Genomic DNA, 15,723 nt, shown 5'->3' on the forward strand with positions numbered 1-15,723 from the left:
ATGCGCTCGCCCAGCCTCAGAACAGGAAGCTGCTGACGTTGAATGACATGCCCGCGCTGCCTACCCAGCAGAGCGCCCGGTCGCCGCGCTTGAGCGCGCCGCTCTCCTTCGCCAGCGCAATGGCCGCGGGAATGGAGGCGGAAACCAGATTACCCGTGTCGGGATAGACGTGATACATCTTGTCCTCGATGCCCGCCTTCGACCCGTAGCCGTGCCACGCCGTCTTCGAGGACGCATGCGTAAACACGATGTCGATGTCCTTGCGCGGGACCGCCAGCTTCGCGAAGACGTCGACCAGTTCGTCCGAGTTCTTGTGCAGATCGTGACCGTACGATGTAAAACGCATGTCGCCGTTCCTGCCGATCCGCTCGGTCGGGTGACAGTACCCTTCGTAGCCGTGGATGGGAATCGTGCACAAGTCGGAAACCTCGGGCTTGCCGCGGAATTCAAAGCGGAAATTATCCGGCTCTTTTGCCACGACCAGCGTTGCGGTGGCGGCTTCGCCGATCGTGAACGATGGTAATGTATATTCGACCTGCGCGTGGTTCTTCAGTGCGAAATTACCGGGATAAAGCGGGCCGCCGTCGAGCATGTTGAACTCGGCGTTCACGATCATTGCGTTGCGATATTGACCCGCCTTGAACAGGCTGTCCACGATCGACATGGCGCGCGTCCAGCTCATGCAGGCATCCACCACGTCGAAGCATTCCGCATTCACGAAGCCCAGCGCGCTCGCCATCATGTGGCTGTTGCCCGGCTCCAGAAAGCCGCGCCCGATGCCCACGAAAATGAACAGCTCGACCTGCTCGGGCCGCAGATACGACTCCGAGAGCGCCTGGCGCGTGGCCATCGCCACATGATCGATCGGCGATTCGTGCTTGCCGCACCAGCGCCGGTTCACGAGGCCGCTGCGGTCGAGCAGCGTCTTGATGGTCCGCAGCGTTCTATCGACATCGCCTTCGAATTCCGAGGAATGAAAGCGGATCAAGTCCACGACTTCTTCGTTTGAAACGACCCGTGTCGGAAGGCTCACTGCCACATTCTTGATAAGCATAGAAAATCCGTGAAAACGTAGATGGATGAACAAGAAAGATTGCGCACGCAATGCACGCACAACACACGCAACACAGACGCACCTCAGTCGCGGCGTTCACGGCCTTGCGGCCCTCGTACATTAGCGCTTCCATCGTTATTCACGAATTGCCGACCCTGCTTGCCTGTCGATTTTCGACAGGGCGATCTATTCGGTCGCGGCACTCACGCTCGGCGCCGAATTCTATTATTTCATTGCATTACAGCTAAACCGGATATCGGCATGCGGCGCTTCGAACTTGAGCGCGGCATCCATAAAAAAAGCGCGCTTCGATAACGCGCCAAATGCGTCATCGAAGCGCGCGTTCACTGCACGCCAGCCTTTCTGAAGCGGCTGCTTCAGTTACGGCCCGCCATCACGCCGCCGTCCACGTCCCAGATCGCGCCCGTCACCCAGGCGGCCTTGTCGGACAGCAGGAAGGCGATCACTTCGGCCACGTCCTGGGGCGTGCCCACGCGGCCGATCGGATGGAAGCCGTTGAAGCCTTGCAGCGCGCTCGCGACCTCGGCCTTGGGAATGAAGCCTTCGTAGATCGGCGTTTGCACCACTGCCGGCGACACCGCGTTGACGCGAATCCCGCTGCCCGCCAGCTCCATCGCCAGATGCTGCGTGAGCGCATGCAAACCGGCCTTGGCCATCGAATACGCCGACGACGGCGTGGCCGCAATTGCCTGGCGCGCCCACATCGAGCCGATATTGACGATCGCGCCCGGCCGCCCCGCCGCCACCAGATTCGCCGCCACCTTCTGCGTAATGAAGAAGGTCGCGCGGTTCAGCTGCATGTAGCGGTCGTAGTCGGCATCGCGATGGTCGAGAAAGGGCTTCGGGAAAAACACGCCCGCCGCGTTGACCAGCAGGTCGATGTCCGCGTGCTGTTCGTCGAGCGTCTTGAGCAGCGCGGTCAGGCCGGCTTCGCTGCCGAGATCCGCCGTCATCGCCGCGACCGGACCGAGCGCGGCCAGTTCCTGGCGCGCCGCCTCGGCCTTTTCCTCGCGATGCCCGACGATCACCGCGCTGCCGCCTTCGGCCAGCACCAGCCGCGCCGTTTCCAGCCCCATGCCGCTCGTGCCGCCGACGACCAGCAGCTTCCTGCCCTTGAAGATTTCGCTCATGTTCCACCTCGTAGTGAGTCGATGCGCGCATGCAGGGCGTGGGGGCTTCCCGTAGAAAATCTATCCATGATGGAAAGCGGCCCGGCGTTCGGTTCGGCCCTGATTCGCGCGAATGAATTCGCTTAAAACAAGCCCTATTCTTCGCCTGTTTGCGCACCGCGCCAAACCAGATAAAGTGTTCCTTATCGAAAGAAAAACTTGGTCGCCATGAAGTCGCCCGTGTATCTGAACGCCTTGCGCGCCTTCGAAGCCAGCGCGCGCCACCAGAGCTTTTCCGCCGCCGCGGCCGAGCTTCACGTCACGCCCGCCGCGGTCGGCCAGCTCGTGCGCACGCTGGAGGAATGGCTGGGCGCGCCGCTGTTTCATCGCGGCACCGGCGGACGCGCCCGCCTCGTCGCGACCGAGGCGGCCGAGCGCGCGCTGCCCGATATCCGCGCGGGCTTCGACCGGCTCTCGCTCGGGCTCGAACGGCTCAAGGAAGGATCGGCGAGCGGCGTGCTCACGGTGACCGTGAGTCCGGCCTTTGCCGCCAAGTGGCTGCTGCCGCGCCTCGAACGCTTCCAGCACGCGTGGCCCGACACCGACGTGCGCCTCGACACGAGCCTGAAGCCCGTCGATTTCGTCGCGCAACGCATCGATATCGGCGTGCGTTACGGCGCGGGAAGCTGGCCCGGTCTCACAGCGCAAAAGCTGATGGACGAAGAGGTCTATCCGGTCTGTTCGGCGGCGCTGGCCGGCGAGCGCCGCTTGCGCAAGCCCGCCGATCTGGCGCGCGAGACCCTGATTCACGACCTGTCGATGGACGGCCACGCGGGCTTTCCCAGCTGGAACGCGTGGCTGCGCGAAGCCGGCGTGAGCGGCGTGGCCGCGCTGCGCGGCCTGCGCATCAACAATTCCGCGGCGGTCTTGCAGGCAGCCGTCGACGGACAGGGCATCGCGCTCGCGCGCAGCGTGATGGCGCGCGACGACCTCGCGGCGGGGCGGCTCGTGCGGCTGTTTCCGCAGATCGCGTTCGCGTCGCCGCTGGCGTACTACGCGGTGTACCGGCCGGAATGCGCGAGCCTGCCGAAACTGGCGGCGTTCCGCGACTGGCTGATCGCCGAAGCGAAGGCCTAGCGCCTCAGCACGAAGGCGCGGGGCCGGCCGTGCAATACCCCATCGGCGCGCGCGTGGTGTCGACCACCGGCAGCACGGGCCGCGGCACGGCCACCGCGATCGCACCGCACCATGCGGTATGGCTCTGCCCGGCGTGGCACGGCATGGACGCTTCGAGGCGCGCCTCCGAGTCCAGTTCGCGGGCCTCGCGCGCGACCACGGCGGGCCGCAATTGCGCGTCGAGCCACGACGCAAAACCGATGATGCAACCGGCCACCACCATCAGCACGATCACGCGCGGCTTGTTGGCGCGCAGCGTCGCGAGCAGGCGCGCGGCCCTGGTGTCGCCCGGATTGGCTTGTTTGTGGAGAGCGGCCCTCTCGCCCGCTCCTTCGATCATTCTTGTTGCCACGCTTTCTTCGTCTTGCTGGGGTTCTTGCTGGAGTTTTTTTCTTTGCGTTCCGGGGCGCGCAGCGATGCGCCGCCCCACCTGGTTATCGGCACAGCGGCGCATTAGGAAAGGGCCAGACGCAAATATATTTTCTACAACGGCAGGCGCGCTTTCGGTGCGCTTTATTACGCAGCGCATTCAGCCAATTGAAAGGTTTTGCCATTTAAAACCCGCAATTACAGCGCGCCCCGCCGGGCATTCAAATTGCTCCAGCGCGCGAGCCGCGTGCGCGCGGTTTTCCCGAGACTTTCACGCAATCCGCATCCTTTTTGTATGATTGCGTTTGCATCGATTTGACTTTCTCTTATCCACGATGGGGCGGGGCTCCCACGCGCGGAATACGCATCAAAGCCGGTCGATATGCCCGCCGGCCGCGCTTTCGCCCATAAAAATCGGAAAAAAATGCAAGCCGTGAACGCGATCGATCCACTGCGCTTCAGACGCATCATTCAAAGAAACGTCGCGCTGCCGCTATTGGCCGGCCTGGCGACCGCCGTGGCCTTCGTGGCGCTGATCGTCTACCTCGTTTCGACGATGAGCTGGGCCGAGCACTCCGAACGCGTAATCGGCGACGCTTACGAGCTGCTGCGCATTCAGGCCGACCGCGAATCGAGCGTGCGCGGCTTTCTGCTCAATGGCGACGAACGCACGCTGTCCACCTACGAGGTTGGCAAGCCGCGTTTCGCGGCGCAACTGCAAACGCTGAACGGACTCGTCACCGACAACCCGCCGCAGATCGAGCGGCTCTCGCGCGTGCACGCCATCGCCGCGCAATGGGACGCGTCCACCGCCGACGCGATCCGCTTGCGCCGCGATCACGACAGCGTACTCGCCACCGTGGAAAACGAACGCGGCAACGCCAGCGCCGACGCCATCCGCCGCGAATTCAGCGACTTTCTCGCCGAGGAACTGCGTCTGCGCCAGGAGCGCACCGCCGCCGCGCGCCAGTTGACCGTGGTGACCGTCGCCGTCTTTCTCGCGCTCACGCTGCTCGTGAACGGCCTGCTCGCCTGGCTCGGGCGGCGTGAAATGACCTCGCTGTCCACGACCTACGACGACGCGCTGCGCGGCCAGGCCGATCAGGCCCAGGCGCTCGCGGAACAGGTCTGGCTGCGTTCGGGCCAGCGCCTGCTCGCAGAAAGCGGCATGGGCAAGGAAGCGCTCGCCGACGTGGGCGGCGCGATGCTCGACTGCCTCGCGGGCTATCTGAGCGCGAGCGTCGCCACGCTCTATGTGCGCGACGCGCGCGACGGCGCGCTGCGCCGCGTGGCGACCTTCGGTTTCGGCGACGAAAGCGCGTACAACGTGCCGCAATTGCAGGACGGCCAAACGCTCGTCGGCCAGGCCGCCGCGTCGCGCCGCGTGATCGAACTGAAAGAAGCGCCGGCCGGCTATCTGAAGGTCGAATCGGGACTCGGCTCGGCCTCGCCCGCCTCGCTGCTGATCGCGCCCATCGACGCCTCGGGCCGCATCAACGGCGTGGTCGAACTCGGCTTCATGCGCGCGCTGCTGCCGCGCGACAACGAGTTTCTTTCGCGCGTGAGCAGCACGATGGGCGACCTCGTGGAAGGCGCGGTCTCGCGCGAGCGACTGCAGGAATCGTATTCGCAATCGCAGCAACTGAATCACGAATTGCAGGTGCAGCAGGAGGAATTGCGCGTCGCGAACGAAGGTCTGGAAGAACGCGGCCGCGCGCTGATGGATTCGCAATCGCGCCTCGAAGCGCAACAGGTCGAACTCGAACAGACCAACGTGCAGCTGGAGGAATACGCGCGCCGCCTCGAAATGCAGAAGAGCGAACTCGAACGCGCGCAAGGCGACCTCAAGCGCAACGCCGACCGCCTCGCGCAAGCGAGCCGCTACAAGTCGGAATTCCTCGCCAACATGTCGCACGAATTGCGCACGCCGCTCAATAGCTCGCTGATTCTCGCGAAGCTGTTGCAGCAGAATCGCAGCGGCAATCTGAGCGACGAACAGGTGCGTTATGCGGCCACGATCCACGCGTCGAATACCGATCTGCTCGCGCTCATCAACGATATTCTCGATCTGTCGAAAGTCGAGGCCGGGCAGATTCAGCTCATGCTGGAAACCGTGCCGCTCGACGACATGCTCACTTCGCTGCGCGAAACCTTCACGCCGCTCGCGCGCGAAAAGCGCGTGGCGCTCACGATCGACCGTCTGCCTGGCGTGGCCGAGCAATTCACCACCGACGGCCAGCGCGTGCTGCAAATCCTGCGCAACCTGCTCTCGAACGCGCTGAAATTCACATCGCAAGGCGAGGTCTCGCTGACGGTCTCGCCGGTCGATGCGAGCGTCGTGCGCATCGACGTGCGCGACACCGGCATCGGCATCGCCGAAGACAAGCTCGACATGATCTTCGAAGCGTTCCAGCAGGCCGATGGTTCGACGAGCCGTCAATATGGCGGCAGCGGTCTCGGCCTGTCGATCTCGCGCGAACTCGCGCGTCTGCTCGGCGGCCGCATCGCGGTGGCGAGCGAACCCGGCGTGGGCAGCGTCTTCACGCTGTGGCTGCCGATCGACAGCACCGCGGCCGTCGACAGCGAAGCGCAAGCCGCGAAGGCGCTGGCGAACGCAAGCGCCTCGGCGGCGCACGCCGACGAACATGCGCGCCGCGACAGCGCCCGCATCGCGACCGCCGAAACGCTCGCCACGGCGGCGCGCGCGGAAACGGCCCCGCAGCCCGCCAGCACGCGCGCGACGGCAACTGGAGCGTCCACCACCGAAGCCACGCAGCCGATCGCCGACGACCGCCATCAGCGCACGCACGGCAGCCGCGCGATCCTCGTGATCGAAGACGACCTGCCGTTCGCGGAGATCCTGCGCGATCTCGTGCACGAACTGCAATTCGATTTCCTGCATGCCGCCGACGCGGCGACCGGCTTCGCGATGGTCAAGGACCAGGCGCCCGTGGCCGTGCTGCTCGACGTGGGCCTGCCCGACCGCTCGGGGCTTTCGGTGCTCGAATGGCTCAAGAGCGAGCCGCTCACGCGCCATATTCCGGTGCACATCGTCTCGGCCACCGATCATGCCGACAAGGCGCTGCATCTGGGCGCGATCGGCTACACGCTCAAGCCCACCGCGCGCAGCACGCTCGAAGCGGCGATCCGCCGGCTGGAGTCGCGCCTCGAACAGCGCGTGAAGCGCGTGCTCGTGATCGAAGACGATCACGCGATGCGCGAGAGCATCCGCGCGCTGCTGGTCGGCGACGGCGTGGAGATCGTCGCCGTGGGCACGCTCGCCGACGCGCACGCGCAGATCGCGCAAGGCGCGTTCGACTGCATCGTCACCGACCTCACGCTGCCCGACGGCACCGGCTACGACCTGCTCGAAACGCTCGCGGGCGACGCGGGCGTGGCGCCGCTGCCCGTGATCGTCTACACGGGCCGCATGCTCTCCGACGACGACGAGCAACGCCTGCGCCGCTATTCGAAGTCGATCATCATCAAGGGCGCGCGTTCGCCCGAGCGCCTGCTCGACGAAGTGACGCTGTTCCTGCACAGCGTGGAGTCGTCGCTCGCGCCGGAACAGCAGCGTATGCTGCGCGCCGTGCGCCAGCGCGACGACACCTTCGAAGGCAAGACCATCCTGCTCGCCGAAGACGACGTGCGCAATATCTTCGCGCTCTCGCACGTGATCGAGCCGCTCGGCGCGAAGCTGCTGATCGCGCGCAACGGCCGCGAGGCGCTCGAACTGCTCGATGGCAAGGATGACGTCGATCTCGTGCTGATGGACGTGATGATGCCGGAGATGGACGGCCTCGCCGCCATGCGCGCGCTGCGCGCCAATCCCAATCCGCGCTTCGCGCGCCTGCCCGTGATCGCGCTCACCGCGAAGGCGATGGCCGACGACCGCATGCGCTGCCTCGAAGCAGGCGCCGACGACTACGTTTCCAAACCCATCGACGTGGACAAGCTGGTGTCGCTGTGCCGCGTCTGGCTGCGCAAATAGCCCATGAGCGAACCCACGACCAGCGGCGCCCGGCAGACCAGCGTATTCGACATCGAATTGCGCCTGCTGCTCGAAGCGATCTATCTGCGCTATCAGCACGATTTTCGGCACTATTCGCTGCCTTCGCTGCGGCGGCGGCTCGAACAGGCGCGTCAGGATTTCGGCGTGGCGTCGCTGAGCCAGTTGCAGGACCGCGTGCTGCGCAGCGCCGACGACTTCTCGCGCCTGTTCGGCTACATGACGATCCAGGTCAGCGATATGTTTCGCGATCCTGAGTATTTTCTGGCGCTGCGCCAGCATGTGCTGCCGGTTCTGCAAACCTATCCGTCGCTCAAGGTCTGGGTTGCGGGCTGCAGTTCGGGCGAGGAATTGTGGTCGCTGAAAATTCTCTTCGAGGAAGAAGGGCTCGCCGAACGCACGCTGTTCTACGCCACCGACATCAGCCCCGAAGCGCTCGAACGCGCCGAAGCCGCGATCTATCCAGTGGACCGCTTCGCGGGCTTCAGCCAGAACTATCTCGCGGCAGGCGGCAAGCGCACGCTCTCGGACTACTATCACGCGGCCTACGGCAGCGCGCGGCTGTCGAGCGCGCTCAAGGAACGCGTGGTGTTCGCCGATCACAGCCTCGCGACCGACGAAGTGTTTCTCGAAGCGCATCTGGTGTCATGCCGCAACGTGCTGATCTATTTCGACCGCCCGCTGCAGGACCGCGCCATCGGCCTGTTCGAACACGCGCTCGTGCGGCGCGGCTTTCTCGGTCTGGGCAGCAAGGAGAATCTGCGTTTCTCGAAACGTCACGAGGCGTTCGAGGAATTCCGCGCCGCCGAGCGCATTTACCAGAAGCGTTGAGCGCCATCGACATCATGCCCGCGTCACTCGCCCGCTCCGCCCTGCTCGCCGCCGCTCACGCCGCGCGCCGCGTCACGCGCGGCGGGAAGGCGCGCGTGACGCCAACGCCGGACGCGTCGGCGTCCCTATCGGTGTCTGCGGCCGCCGATGCGCCCTTCGACGCCGTGGTGATCGGCGCATCGGCGGGCGGCGTGGACGTGCTCGGCCAGTTGCTGCCCATGCTGCCCGCGAACTTCGGCGCGGCCGTGCTGATCGTGCTGCATCTGCCGCCCGCGTCGCCGAGCTTTCTCGTCGAAGCGCTCGCCGACCGCTGCGCCTTGCCCGTGAGCGAGCCCGACGCGGGCGAACCGATCCTCGCCGGCCGCGTCTATATCGCGCCGCCCGACTACCATCTGCTCGTGGACAGCGACGCGAGCATCGCGTTGTCGATCGAAGGCCCGGTGCGTTTCTCGCGCCCCTCGATCGACGTGCTGATGGAATCCGCCGCCGCAGTCTATGGCGCGCGTCTGCTCGGCGTGCTGCTTTCGGGCGCGAACGACGACGGCGCACGCGGACTCGCCGCGATCCGCGCGGCAGGCGGCACGGCCTGGGCGCAAGCGCCCGAGACCGCCTACGCGCCGCAAATGCCGGAGGCGGCCATCGCCGCCGGCGCGGTCAACGAAACGCTGACACCCACCGCCCTCGGCGCGCGCCTTGCCGCGTGGCCGAGGCTGTTACCCGCTTCACCCGGATGAATCGCATGTCCCTGCCTACCGTAAATGTTCTGATCGTCGACGACATCGAGCACAATCTCACGGCGCTCTCGGCCCTGCTCGCGCGTCCCGAAGTGCATCTGCTCGTCGCCCGCTCGGGCGTCGAAGCGCTCGAACTGCTGCTCGAACACGACGTCGCAGTGGCGATTCTCGACGTCAACATGCCGGGCATGAGCGGCTTCGAACTGGCCTCGCTGATACGCGGCAGCCCGCGCACCTCGCACGTGCCGATCATCTTCCTGACCGCCACCTCGCAGGACGCGATCCGCACGTTCCAGGGTTACGAAGCGGGCGCGGTGGACTTTCTCTACAAGCCGATCGAGCCGCGCATCGTGCAGTCGAAAGTCGGCATTTTCGTGCAGCTCGAATTGCAGAAGCGTCAACTCGCCGATCAGCTCGCGGCCACGCGCCAGATGCTCGAAGCGAATGAAATGCTGATGGCCGTGCTGAGCCACGATCTGCGCACGCCTTTGTCGGCGGTGATGAGTTCGGCGGAGTATTTGATGCGCGCGTCGAGCGACGAGAAGATCGTGTCGGTGGGCAAGCGTATCGAGCATTGCGGACGGCGCATGTCGCGCATGGTCGAGCAGTTGCTCAATCTCGCGCGGCTGCAAGGCGGCCGGCTGCCGCTACGGCGCACGAACGTGCAGCTCGATGCGCTTTGCCAGGCCGTGATCGAGGAATTTTCCGCCAACGCCACGAGCGGGCGTCTCGCCTATGCGCCGCACGGCGAACTCGGCGGACAGTGGGACGCGGATCTGATTGCGCAGGCCGTGTCGAATCTCGTCAGCAATGCGCTCACGCACGGCGAGCCGGGCATGCCGGTGCAGGTGCGCGTGGACGGCGCGTCGCCGCATGAAGTGCTCGTGAGCGTGCACAATCGCGGCGCGATTCCCGCCGACGTCGTGCCGCTGCTGTTCTGCGCGTTCAGCACGGCCACGCGCGCGGGGCATCAAGGTTCGGGGCTCGGCCTTGGGCTGCATATCGTGCGCCTGATTGCGCGCACGCATGGTGGTGACGTGAACGTGGTCTCGAACGAGCAGGACGGCACCGCGTTCACGATGCGTCTGCCGCGCGCGGCGCGTCGTAGCGTCGAGCACGACGAGAACGAAGACGCGCGCGCGTGAAGGTGCTGAGGTGGCTTGAGATGGCTTGAGCTTGTGTTCGCGCGGCACACTGCGCCGCGCGAATCCCACCTTAGAAGCGGTGACGCAAACCGGCGGCCACCACCACCTGATTGCTGTTCGACGACGGCGTGAGCGTATAGACCGACGCGTCGAACGCCGCATTGCCGCGACCGCCGCTCACGCTCTGGAACACGCCTTCGAGATAGATATCGGTGCGCGGCGAGACAACCTCGTCGATCTGCGCCACGACCTGATTCCACTTCGGACGCGCCGAACGCGAACCCGCATCGAAACGCGCCTGCGTGTACGTATACGCCGCCGAGAGGTAGAGCGAGTGCGTGACCGCATAGCGGCCGTCGATCGAGAAGTTATCGAAAATCAGCGTATCGCCCTTGAGCGCCGTGGTCGAGCCGCCCTGCCACACGCCCGTGACGTTGTCGGTGGCCGAGTGCGTCCAGCTCGCGCCGACCGAGTGCGGGCCGAACGCGTAGCGCGCGCCCAGCGCCCAGATCAGCTGGTCGCCGCCCGTGATCGTCGCCGAACCGTCGGTGCTGCTGACCGCGCCGTCGGCGTTCGCCACGTTGCCGTCGCGATTGATCTTGAGGAACGCCGCGCCCGCCTTGAACGGCCCGTTCGCATACGAGAGACCCGCGCTGTACGCCGCGTTGTTGCCGAAGCTGCCCGCCGTGTTCGAGAAGCCGTACATCGCGCCCGCCGTGAAACCGCGATACGTTTCGCTCGTATAACGCACCGCGTTATTGATGCGGATGTTCTGGATCGAGTCGTCGTTGTCGTACGGATGCATCGCGAGATTGCCGCCCCAGCCCGAGCCCGCTGCGCCCAGCGGCGTCACGAAGGTCAGGATGAAGTCGTACTGGCGGCCCATCGTGAACGTGCCGTAACCGTTGGCGCGCAAGCCCACATAGGACTGGCGGCCGAACAGCTTGCCGCCGTTGCTGGTCTTGCCGTTGACCGACGAAAAACCGCCTTCCAGCATGAAGATCGCCGACATACCGCCGCCGAGATCCTCCGCGCCGCGCAGGCCCCAGCGCGACGCGCTGAGATTGCCGCTGTTCATCTGCACGCCGCCGCTGCCCGGCGAATTCGCGCCATTGGTGCGCTGATTGCTTACGTAGGATATCGAAGTATCCACGAGGCCATAGAGGGTGACGCTGCTCTGCGCATGGGCCGCGCCCGCGCTGAGGCCGCCGAGACAGGCGATAAGGATTTTCTTGTTCATCGTTTGCTGGTCTGCTTGCGTTCGGACGCCACGCGAACCTGCCGCGCGGTCAACCGGGGAACTCGTTGTAGTTGGAGACGCACGAGCGCTCGTGCATCGGCGCCGATTGTCGACGCTCACGCGCCGCGAATTAATAGGGCCATCGCGAAAGCACCGTTCCACAAAATGTAAGGAATCGATGTTCACCGCACGCCGCAGAACGCCCACGCTTGATTTGGAAACGAACATTTCCTATACTCTGGCGCATGACTTCTCATCCGTCCTCCCGCGCCCAGGCCCGCAGCCCGGGGCGCCCGCGCGAATTCGACATGGACAGCGTCGTGGATGGCGCTGTGCGCGTGTTTCGCGAACGCGGCTACCACGCGACCTCCGTCGGCGATCTCAGCGACGCCACCGGCCTGACCGCCGGCAGCCTGTATAAAGCGTTCGGCGACAAGCGCGGCGTGTTCCTCGCGGCCTTCGAGCGCTACGTGCAAACGCGCAACACCGATCTGCGCCAACAGATGGATCGGCAATCGAACGGATACGAGAAGATCCGCACCGTGCTGCACTTTTACGCCGAGTCCTCGCATGGCCTCGAAGGACGGCGCGGCTGCCTCGTCATTTCCAGCGCGACGGCCCTCGCCACGCTCGACGAGGAAATGGCCGCACAGGTCGAATCGACTATCCGCCAGACCGAAGCGCTGCTGCGGCGGCTCTTGCAGCAAGGTCAGGAAGACGGCTCGATCAGCCGCGATCTGCACGCAGCGGCGATGGCGCGCACGCTGCTCGCGCTGTTGCAGGGCTTCCGTCTGCTCGGGAAATCGGGACGCTCGGCGCACGACATGCATTCGGCTGCGGACGAAGCGCTTCGTCTGTTGACCTGAACTCACCTGAACGGGTCCGGGAACACCGGGCCCGAAAATTTTTTCGCCAATTAGGAAACGATTATTTCCAATATGGACGATGCGAGGCATCGCCCTTCACTTCACTGCTGCAAAAGGAATCACAACATCATGACTTCGCCTTCGCCCGCCAACGCGCCGCGCATCGTCGATCACGGCCCCGCCTCACTGCCGGACACCATGCTCGCCGGATTCGAGCATCGCTATGCCACCGTCGACGGCATTCGTCTGCACTACGTCACCGGCGGCAAGGCCGATGGCGAAACGCTCGTCCTGCTCGCCGGATTTCCTGAAAGCTGGTACGCGTGGCGCAAGATCATGCCGATCCTCGGCGAGCGCTATCGCATCATCGCGCCGGATCTGCCGGGTCAGGGCGACTCCGATCGTCCGCTCGACGGCTACGACACGCAGTCGCTCGCCACGGTGCTGCATGCGTTGCTCGGCCAGCTCGGCGCATCGCGCTATTACCTCGCGGCGCACGATGTGGGCGCGTGGGTCGCGTATCCGTATGCCGCGCTGTTCGGCAACGAAGTGAAGCGGCTCGCGCTGCTCGACGCGGGCATTCCCGGCATTACGCTGCCCGATGCGTTGCCCGTCGCCGCCGATCGCGCGTGGCGCACCTGGCATTTCGCCTTTCACGCCGTTGCGGATTTGCCTGAAGTGCTCATCACCGGCAAGGAGCGCGCGTATCTCGACTGGTTTTTGCGCCGCAAGACCGCGAATCCGCTGACGTTCACCGACGCCGATCTCGACGAATACGAGCGCGTGTTCAGGAAGGATGGCGGCTTGCGCGCGGGGCTGGCCTACTATCGCGCCGCCGCCGAATCGGCGCGCCAGAACCGCGCGTTGAGCGCGCAAGGCAAGCTCGCGATGCCCGTGCTCGCGCTCAGCGCCGATCACGGTTCGATCGCCGATATGGCTGCGCCGCTGCGTCCGTATGCGGAGTCCGTGGAAGGCACGCTGATCGCGCATTGCGGCCACTTTCTGCCCGAGGAACAGCCTTCGGCAGTCGCGGCGGAATTCGCGCGCTTCTTCGTTTGATGCGGCGATCAGCGCGCGGCGCGCAGCGGGTGTTGGCCCGTCACGCCGGAAAGATCCCCGCCACCGAGCCGTCGAACGTGCCAAATACCTGCATCGGTGCGCCGTAGCAGCGTTCGAGCAGATCGGTGCGCATCACGTCGCGCGGCGGGCCGTCGGCGATGGCGCGTCCATCGGCGATCAGCACGAGGCGATCGGCGTGACGCGCCGCGAGATTGCAGTCGTGCGCGATCGCGAGCGCGCCGATATTCCACTCGCGCGTGAGCCGGCGCGCCGTCGCGAACAGGCGATGCTGCTGCACGAGATCGAGCGCGGCAGTCGGCTCGTCCATCAGCAGATAACGCGGCGGCATCCAGTGGCTGTCGAGCGTCCACAACTGCGCGAGCGCACGCGCGAATTGCACGCGCGCGTACTCGCCGCCCGAAAGCGTGGTGACGAGGCGCTGCGCGAGCGGCGCGACGCCCGCGAGCGCGAGCATGTCGTAAGCCAGCACCTCGGGCGAGTACGGCAGCGCGGGGCCGTCGAGATGCGGATAACGGCCGAGCTGCACCACGTCGCTGACCGGCACGGGATACGTATTCGGCACGCTCTGCGCGAGCACCGCGCGCAGTTGCGCGAGACGGCGCGGCCCGATGCGGCGCACGTCCTCGCCATTGAGCGTGAGCGTCGCGCGGCTGTGCGCGTCGGGAAAGCCGTGCAGCGTGAAGTCGCCCGCGAGCGCCTTGAGCAGCGTGCTCTTGCCGACGCCATTCTGTCCGAGCACCACCACGAACTCGCCCGGCGCGACCGTCAGCGAAAAGTCGTCGAACAGGGGCTTGCCGCCATTGCTTCCCTTGCCGCGATAGCCGATATGCAGGTTCTGAATCGAAAGCATCGCGTCCCTCACGCGCCGAACTGACGGCGGCTGCGCACGATCAGCAGAATGAAGAACGGTGCGCCGAGCAAGGCCGTCAACACGCCGAGCGGAATTTCCGCGGGCGCGACCAGCGTGCGCGCCGCGAGATCGGCGGCCACGGTCAGCAGCGCGCCGAGCAGCATCGAGCCCGGCAGCACCACGCGCTGATCGGGTCCGCACGCGAGGCGGATGCAATGCGGCGCAACGAGGCCGATAAAACCGATCTGCCCCGTCGTCGAGACGAGCGCGCCGACCGCGAGCGCGCTCGCGAGCAGCACGACGTGCTTCACGCGGCGCACGGGCACGCCGAGATAATGCGCCTCCAGTTCGCCGAGCTGCATCGCGTTGAGCGCGCGCGTCTGCGCCGCGATCATCGCCACGCCCGCGAGCACGAATGGCGCGATGGTCGCGAGCGTCGACCACTTCGCATCGGCGAGACTGCCGAGACTCCAGAAGGTCAGCGAACGCAGTTGCGCGTCGGTGGCGAGATAGGACAGCATGCCGATCACCGCGCCCGCCAGCGCGTTGGCCGCGACACCCGCGAGCAGCAGGATCGGCAGCACGATGCGTCCGTTCGACGAAGCGAGCCGATACACCGCGAGCGTCACGACGAGCGCGCCCGCGAACGCGGCGCATGCGGTGAGACGATCGGCGCCGAACAGCGCGGCGACGGCGGGCGGCAGCGCGAGATGCGCCGCGAGATGCGGCATCAGCACCGCGCCGAACACGATCAGCAGCGAAGCGCCGAGCGCCGCGCCGCTCGACACGCCGATCAGACCCGGATCGGCGAGCGGGTTGCGCAACAGCGCCTGCAACGCGCTGCCCGCCGCGCCGAAACCCGCGCCGACGATCAGCGCGAGCACGACGCGCGGCAAGCGCAATTCGAACAGCACGAGCGCGGCGCGGTCGGTCTGCGCGTTCGACGGCACGTCGGCGCTCACGAACGCGTGCCAGAGCGCTTGCGGCGCGATCGGATAAGCGCCCATGCACACGCCGCCGAGCACGGCGAGCGCGAGCAGCGCCGCGAGCGCGCCCAGCACGTAGGGCGTGCGCGTGCGCGGAGCGGGCGCGGGAAGATGCGCGCCCGCAACGGGCGGCGCGACGCGGAGCGTCTGGAAGGTCTGCCTGGACATGGTGAATCGGGTGAATCGGTTCAATCAGTTCAATCGGGTCAATCGGATCAGTCGGTTGATTCAGGTGATGCGGTGCGTAACGCAA

13 protein-coding genes are annotated in these 15,723 nt (G+C 65.9%); 7 read left to right on the forward strand and 6 right to left on the reverse strand.

Annotated features, from left to right (window positions below; translation table 11 throughout):
* Positions 1–16: 16 nt before the first annotated feature.
* Together U4Y88_RS13125 and U4Y88_RS13130 are read right to left on the reverse strand one after the other, a co-directional pair.
* A complete protein-coding gene (locus tag U4Y88_RS13125; protein WP_224010604.1) occupies positions 17–994 on the reverse strand; it encodes a 3-oxoacyl-ACP synthase III family protein in 978 nt (325 codons plus the stop codon).
* A gap of 437 nt (positions 995–1,431) precedes the next feature.
* Complete coding sequence (locus tag U4Y88_RS13130) at positions 1,432–2,205, reverse strand: SDR family oxidoreductase (protein ID WP_321784383.1); 774 nt, start codon at positions 2,203–2,205, stop codon at positions 1,432–1,434.
* Between the two features lie 207 nt (positions 2,206–2,412).
* On the opposite strand from U4Y88_RS13130, the gene gcvA reads away from it, so the two are divergent.
* The gene (gcvA, locus tag U4Y88_RS13135) at positions 2,413–3,321 is read left to right on the forward strand and encodes a transcriptional regulator GcvA (RefSeq protein ID WP_321784385.1); all 909 of its coding nucleotides are present in this window, start codon (positions 2,413–2,415) and stop codon (positions 3,319–3,321) included.
* A gap of 4 nt (positions 3,322–3,325) precedes the next feature.
* Here the strand turns inward: gcvA and U4Y88_RS13140 are convergent, their stop codons facing one another.
* Positions 3,326–3,712, reverse strand: a complete 387-nt coding sequence (locus tag U4Y88_RS13140) for a hypothetical protein (protein ID WP_224010610.1) — start codon at positions 3,710–3,712, stop codon at positions 3,326–3,328.
* Between the two features lie 441 nt (positions 3,713–4,153).
* On the opposite strand from U4Y88_RS13140, the gene U4Y88_RS13145 reads away from it, so the two are divergent.
* The 4 genes from U4Y88_RS13145 to U4Y88_RS13160 are packed head-to-tail and all read left to right on the forward strand — an operon-like array spanning position 4,154 to position 10,448.
* Complete coding sequence (locus U4Y88_RS13145; protein ID WP_321784387.1) at positions 4,154–7,720, forward strand: response regulator; 3,567 nt, start codon at positions 4,154–4,156, stop codon at positions 7,718–7,720.
* A 3-nt stretch (positions 7,721–7,723) separates the two neighbouring features.
* The gene (locus U4Y88_RS13150) at positions 7,724–8,569 is read left to right on the forward strand and encodes a CheR family methyltransferase (RefSeq protein ID WP_321784389.1); all 846 of its coding nucleotides are present in this window, start codon (positions 7,724–7,726) and stop codon (positions 8,567–8,569) included.
* Complete coding sequence (locus tag U4Y88_RS13155; protein WP_321784391.1) at positions 8,566–9,303, forward strand: chemotaxis protein CheB; 738 nt, start codon at positions 8,566–8,568, stop codon at positions 9,301–9,303. The genes U4Y88_RS13150 and U4Y88_RS13155 overlap by 4 nt, the downstream gene beginning before the upstream one ends.
* A gap of 5 nt (positions 9,304–9,308) precedes the next feature.
* On the forward strand, positions 9,309–10,448 hold the full coding sequence (locus U4Y88_RS13160; RefSeq protein ID WP_321784393.1) for a hybrid sensor histidine kinase/response regulator: 1,140 nt from the start codon (positions 9,309–9,311) through the stop codon (positions 10,446–10,448).
* Positions 10,449–10,518: 70 nt separating this feature from the next.
* On the opposite strand, the gene U4Y88_RS13165 is transcribed toward U4Y88_RS13160, so the two are convergent.
* Positions 10,519–11,688, reverse strand: a complete 1,170-nt coding sequence (locus tag U4Y88_RS13165; RefSeq protein WP_224010621.1) for a porin — start codon at positions 11,686–11,688, stop codon at positions 10,519–10,521.
* A gap of 308 nt (positions 11,689–11,996) precedes the next feature.
* Here U4Y88_RS13165 and U4Y88_RS13170 point away from each other — a divergent pair, with 308 nt between their 5' ends.
* Both U4Y88_RS13170 and U4Y88_RS13175 read left to right on the forward strand, forming a co-directional pair.
* Positions 11,997–12,554: a TetR/AcrR family transcriptional regulator gene (locus tag U4Y88_RS13170; RefSeq protein ID WP_321784394.1), complete on the forward strand. Its 558-nt coding sequence runs from the start codon at positions 11,997–11,999 to the stop codon at positions 12,552–12,554.
* A gap of 198 nt (positions 12,555–12,752) precedes the next feature.
* Positions 12,753–13,613 carry an alpha/beta fold hydrolase gene (locus U4Y88_RS13175; RefSeq protein WP_321784534.1) on the forward strand — a complete coding sequence of 287 codons (861 nt, stop codon included), beginning with the start codon at positions 12,753–12,755 and terminating at the stop codon, positions 13,611–13,613.
* A gap of 40 nt (positions 13,614–13,653) precedes the next feature.
* Here the strand turns inward: U4Y88_RS13175 and U4Y88_RS13180 are convergent, their stop codons facing one another.
* Together U4Y88_RS13180 and U4Y88_RS13185 are read right to left on the reverse strand one after the other, a co-directional pair.
* Positions 13,654–14,484: an ATP-binding cassette domain-containing protein gene (locus tag U4Y88_RS13180; protein WP_224010624.1), complete on the reverse strand. Its 831-nt coding sequence runs from the start codon at positions 14,482–14,484 to the stop codon at positions 13,654–13,656.
* 8 nt (positions 14,485–14,492) lie between these two features.
* Positions 14,493–15,638 (reverse strand): FecCD family ABC transporter permease, encoded by a 1,146-nt coding sequence (locus U4Y88_RS13185; protein ID WP_224010625.1) that lies wholly within the window; start codon positions 15,636–15,638, stop codon positions 14,493–14,495.
* Positions 15,639–15,723: the final 85 nt, after the last annotated feature.

The organism is Paraburkholderia sp. J94 (assembly GCF_905220285.1).
Taxonomy (GTDB): Bacteria; Pseudomonadota; Gammaproteobacteria; order Burkholderiales; family Burkholderiaceae; genus Paraburkholderia; species Paraburkholderia tropica_A.

What these genes read in the sequence shown, in the direction of transcription:
- U4Y88_RS13130 (WP_321784383.1), bottom strand. Translation starts at nt 2,205, where the DNA reads ATGAGCGAAATCTTCAAGGGCAGGAAGCTGCTGGTCGTCGGCGGCACG.
- gcvA (WP_321784385.1), top strand. Translation starts at nt 2,413, where the DNA reads ATGAAGTCGCCCGTGTATCTGAACGCCTTGCGCGCCTTCGAAGCCAGC.
- U4Y88_RS13145 (WP_321784387.1), top strand. Translation starts at nt 4,154, where the DNA reads ATGCAAGCCGTGAACGCGATCGATCCACTGCGCTTCAGACGCATCATT.
- U4Y88_RS13150 (WP_321784389.1), top strand. Translation starts at nt 7,724, where the DNA reads ATGAGCGAACCCACGACCAGCGGCGCCCGGCAGACCAGCGTATTCGAC.
- U4Y88_RS13160 (WP_321784393.1), top strand. Translation starts at nt 9,309, where the DNA reads ATGTCCCTGCCTACCGTAAATGTTCTGATCGTCGACGACATCGAGCAC.
- U4Y88_RS13165 (WP_224010621.1), bottom strand. Translation starts at nt 11,688, where the DNA reads ATGAACAAGAAAATCCTTATCGCCTGTCTCGGCGGCCTCAGCGCGGGC.
- U4Y88_RS13170 (WP_321784394.1), top strand. Translation starts at nt 11,997, where the DNA reads ATGGACAGCGTCGTGGATGGCGCTGTGCGCGTGTTTCGCGAACGCGGC.
- U4Y88_RS13175 (WP_321784534.1), top strand. Translation starts at nt 12,753, where the DNA reads ATGCTCGCCGGATTCGAGCATCGCTATGCCACCGTCGACGGCATTCGT.
- U4Y88_RS13180 (WP_224010624.1), bottom strand. Translation starts at nt 14,484, where the DNA reads ATGCTTTCGATTCAGAACCTGCATATCGGCTATCGCGGCAAGGGAAGC.
- U4Y88_RS13185 (WP_224010625.1), bottom strand. Translation starts at nt 15,638, where the DNA reads ATGTCCAGGCAGACCTTCCAGACGCTCCGCGTCGCGCCGCCCGTTGCG.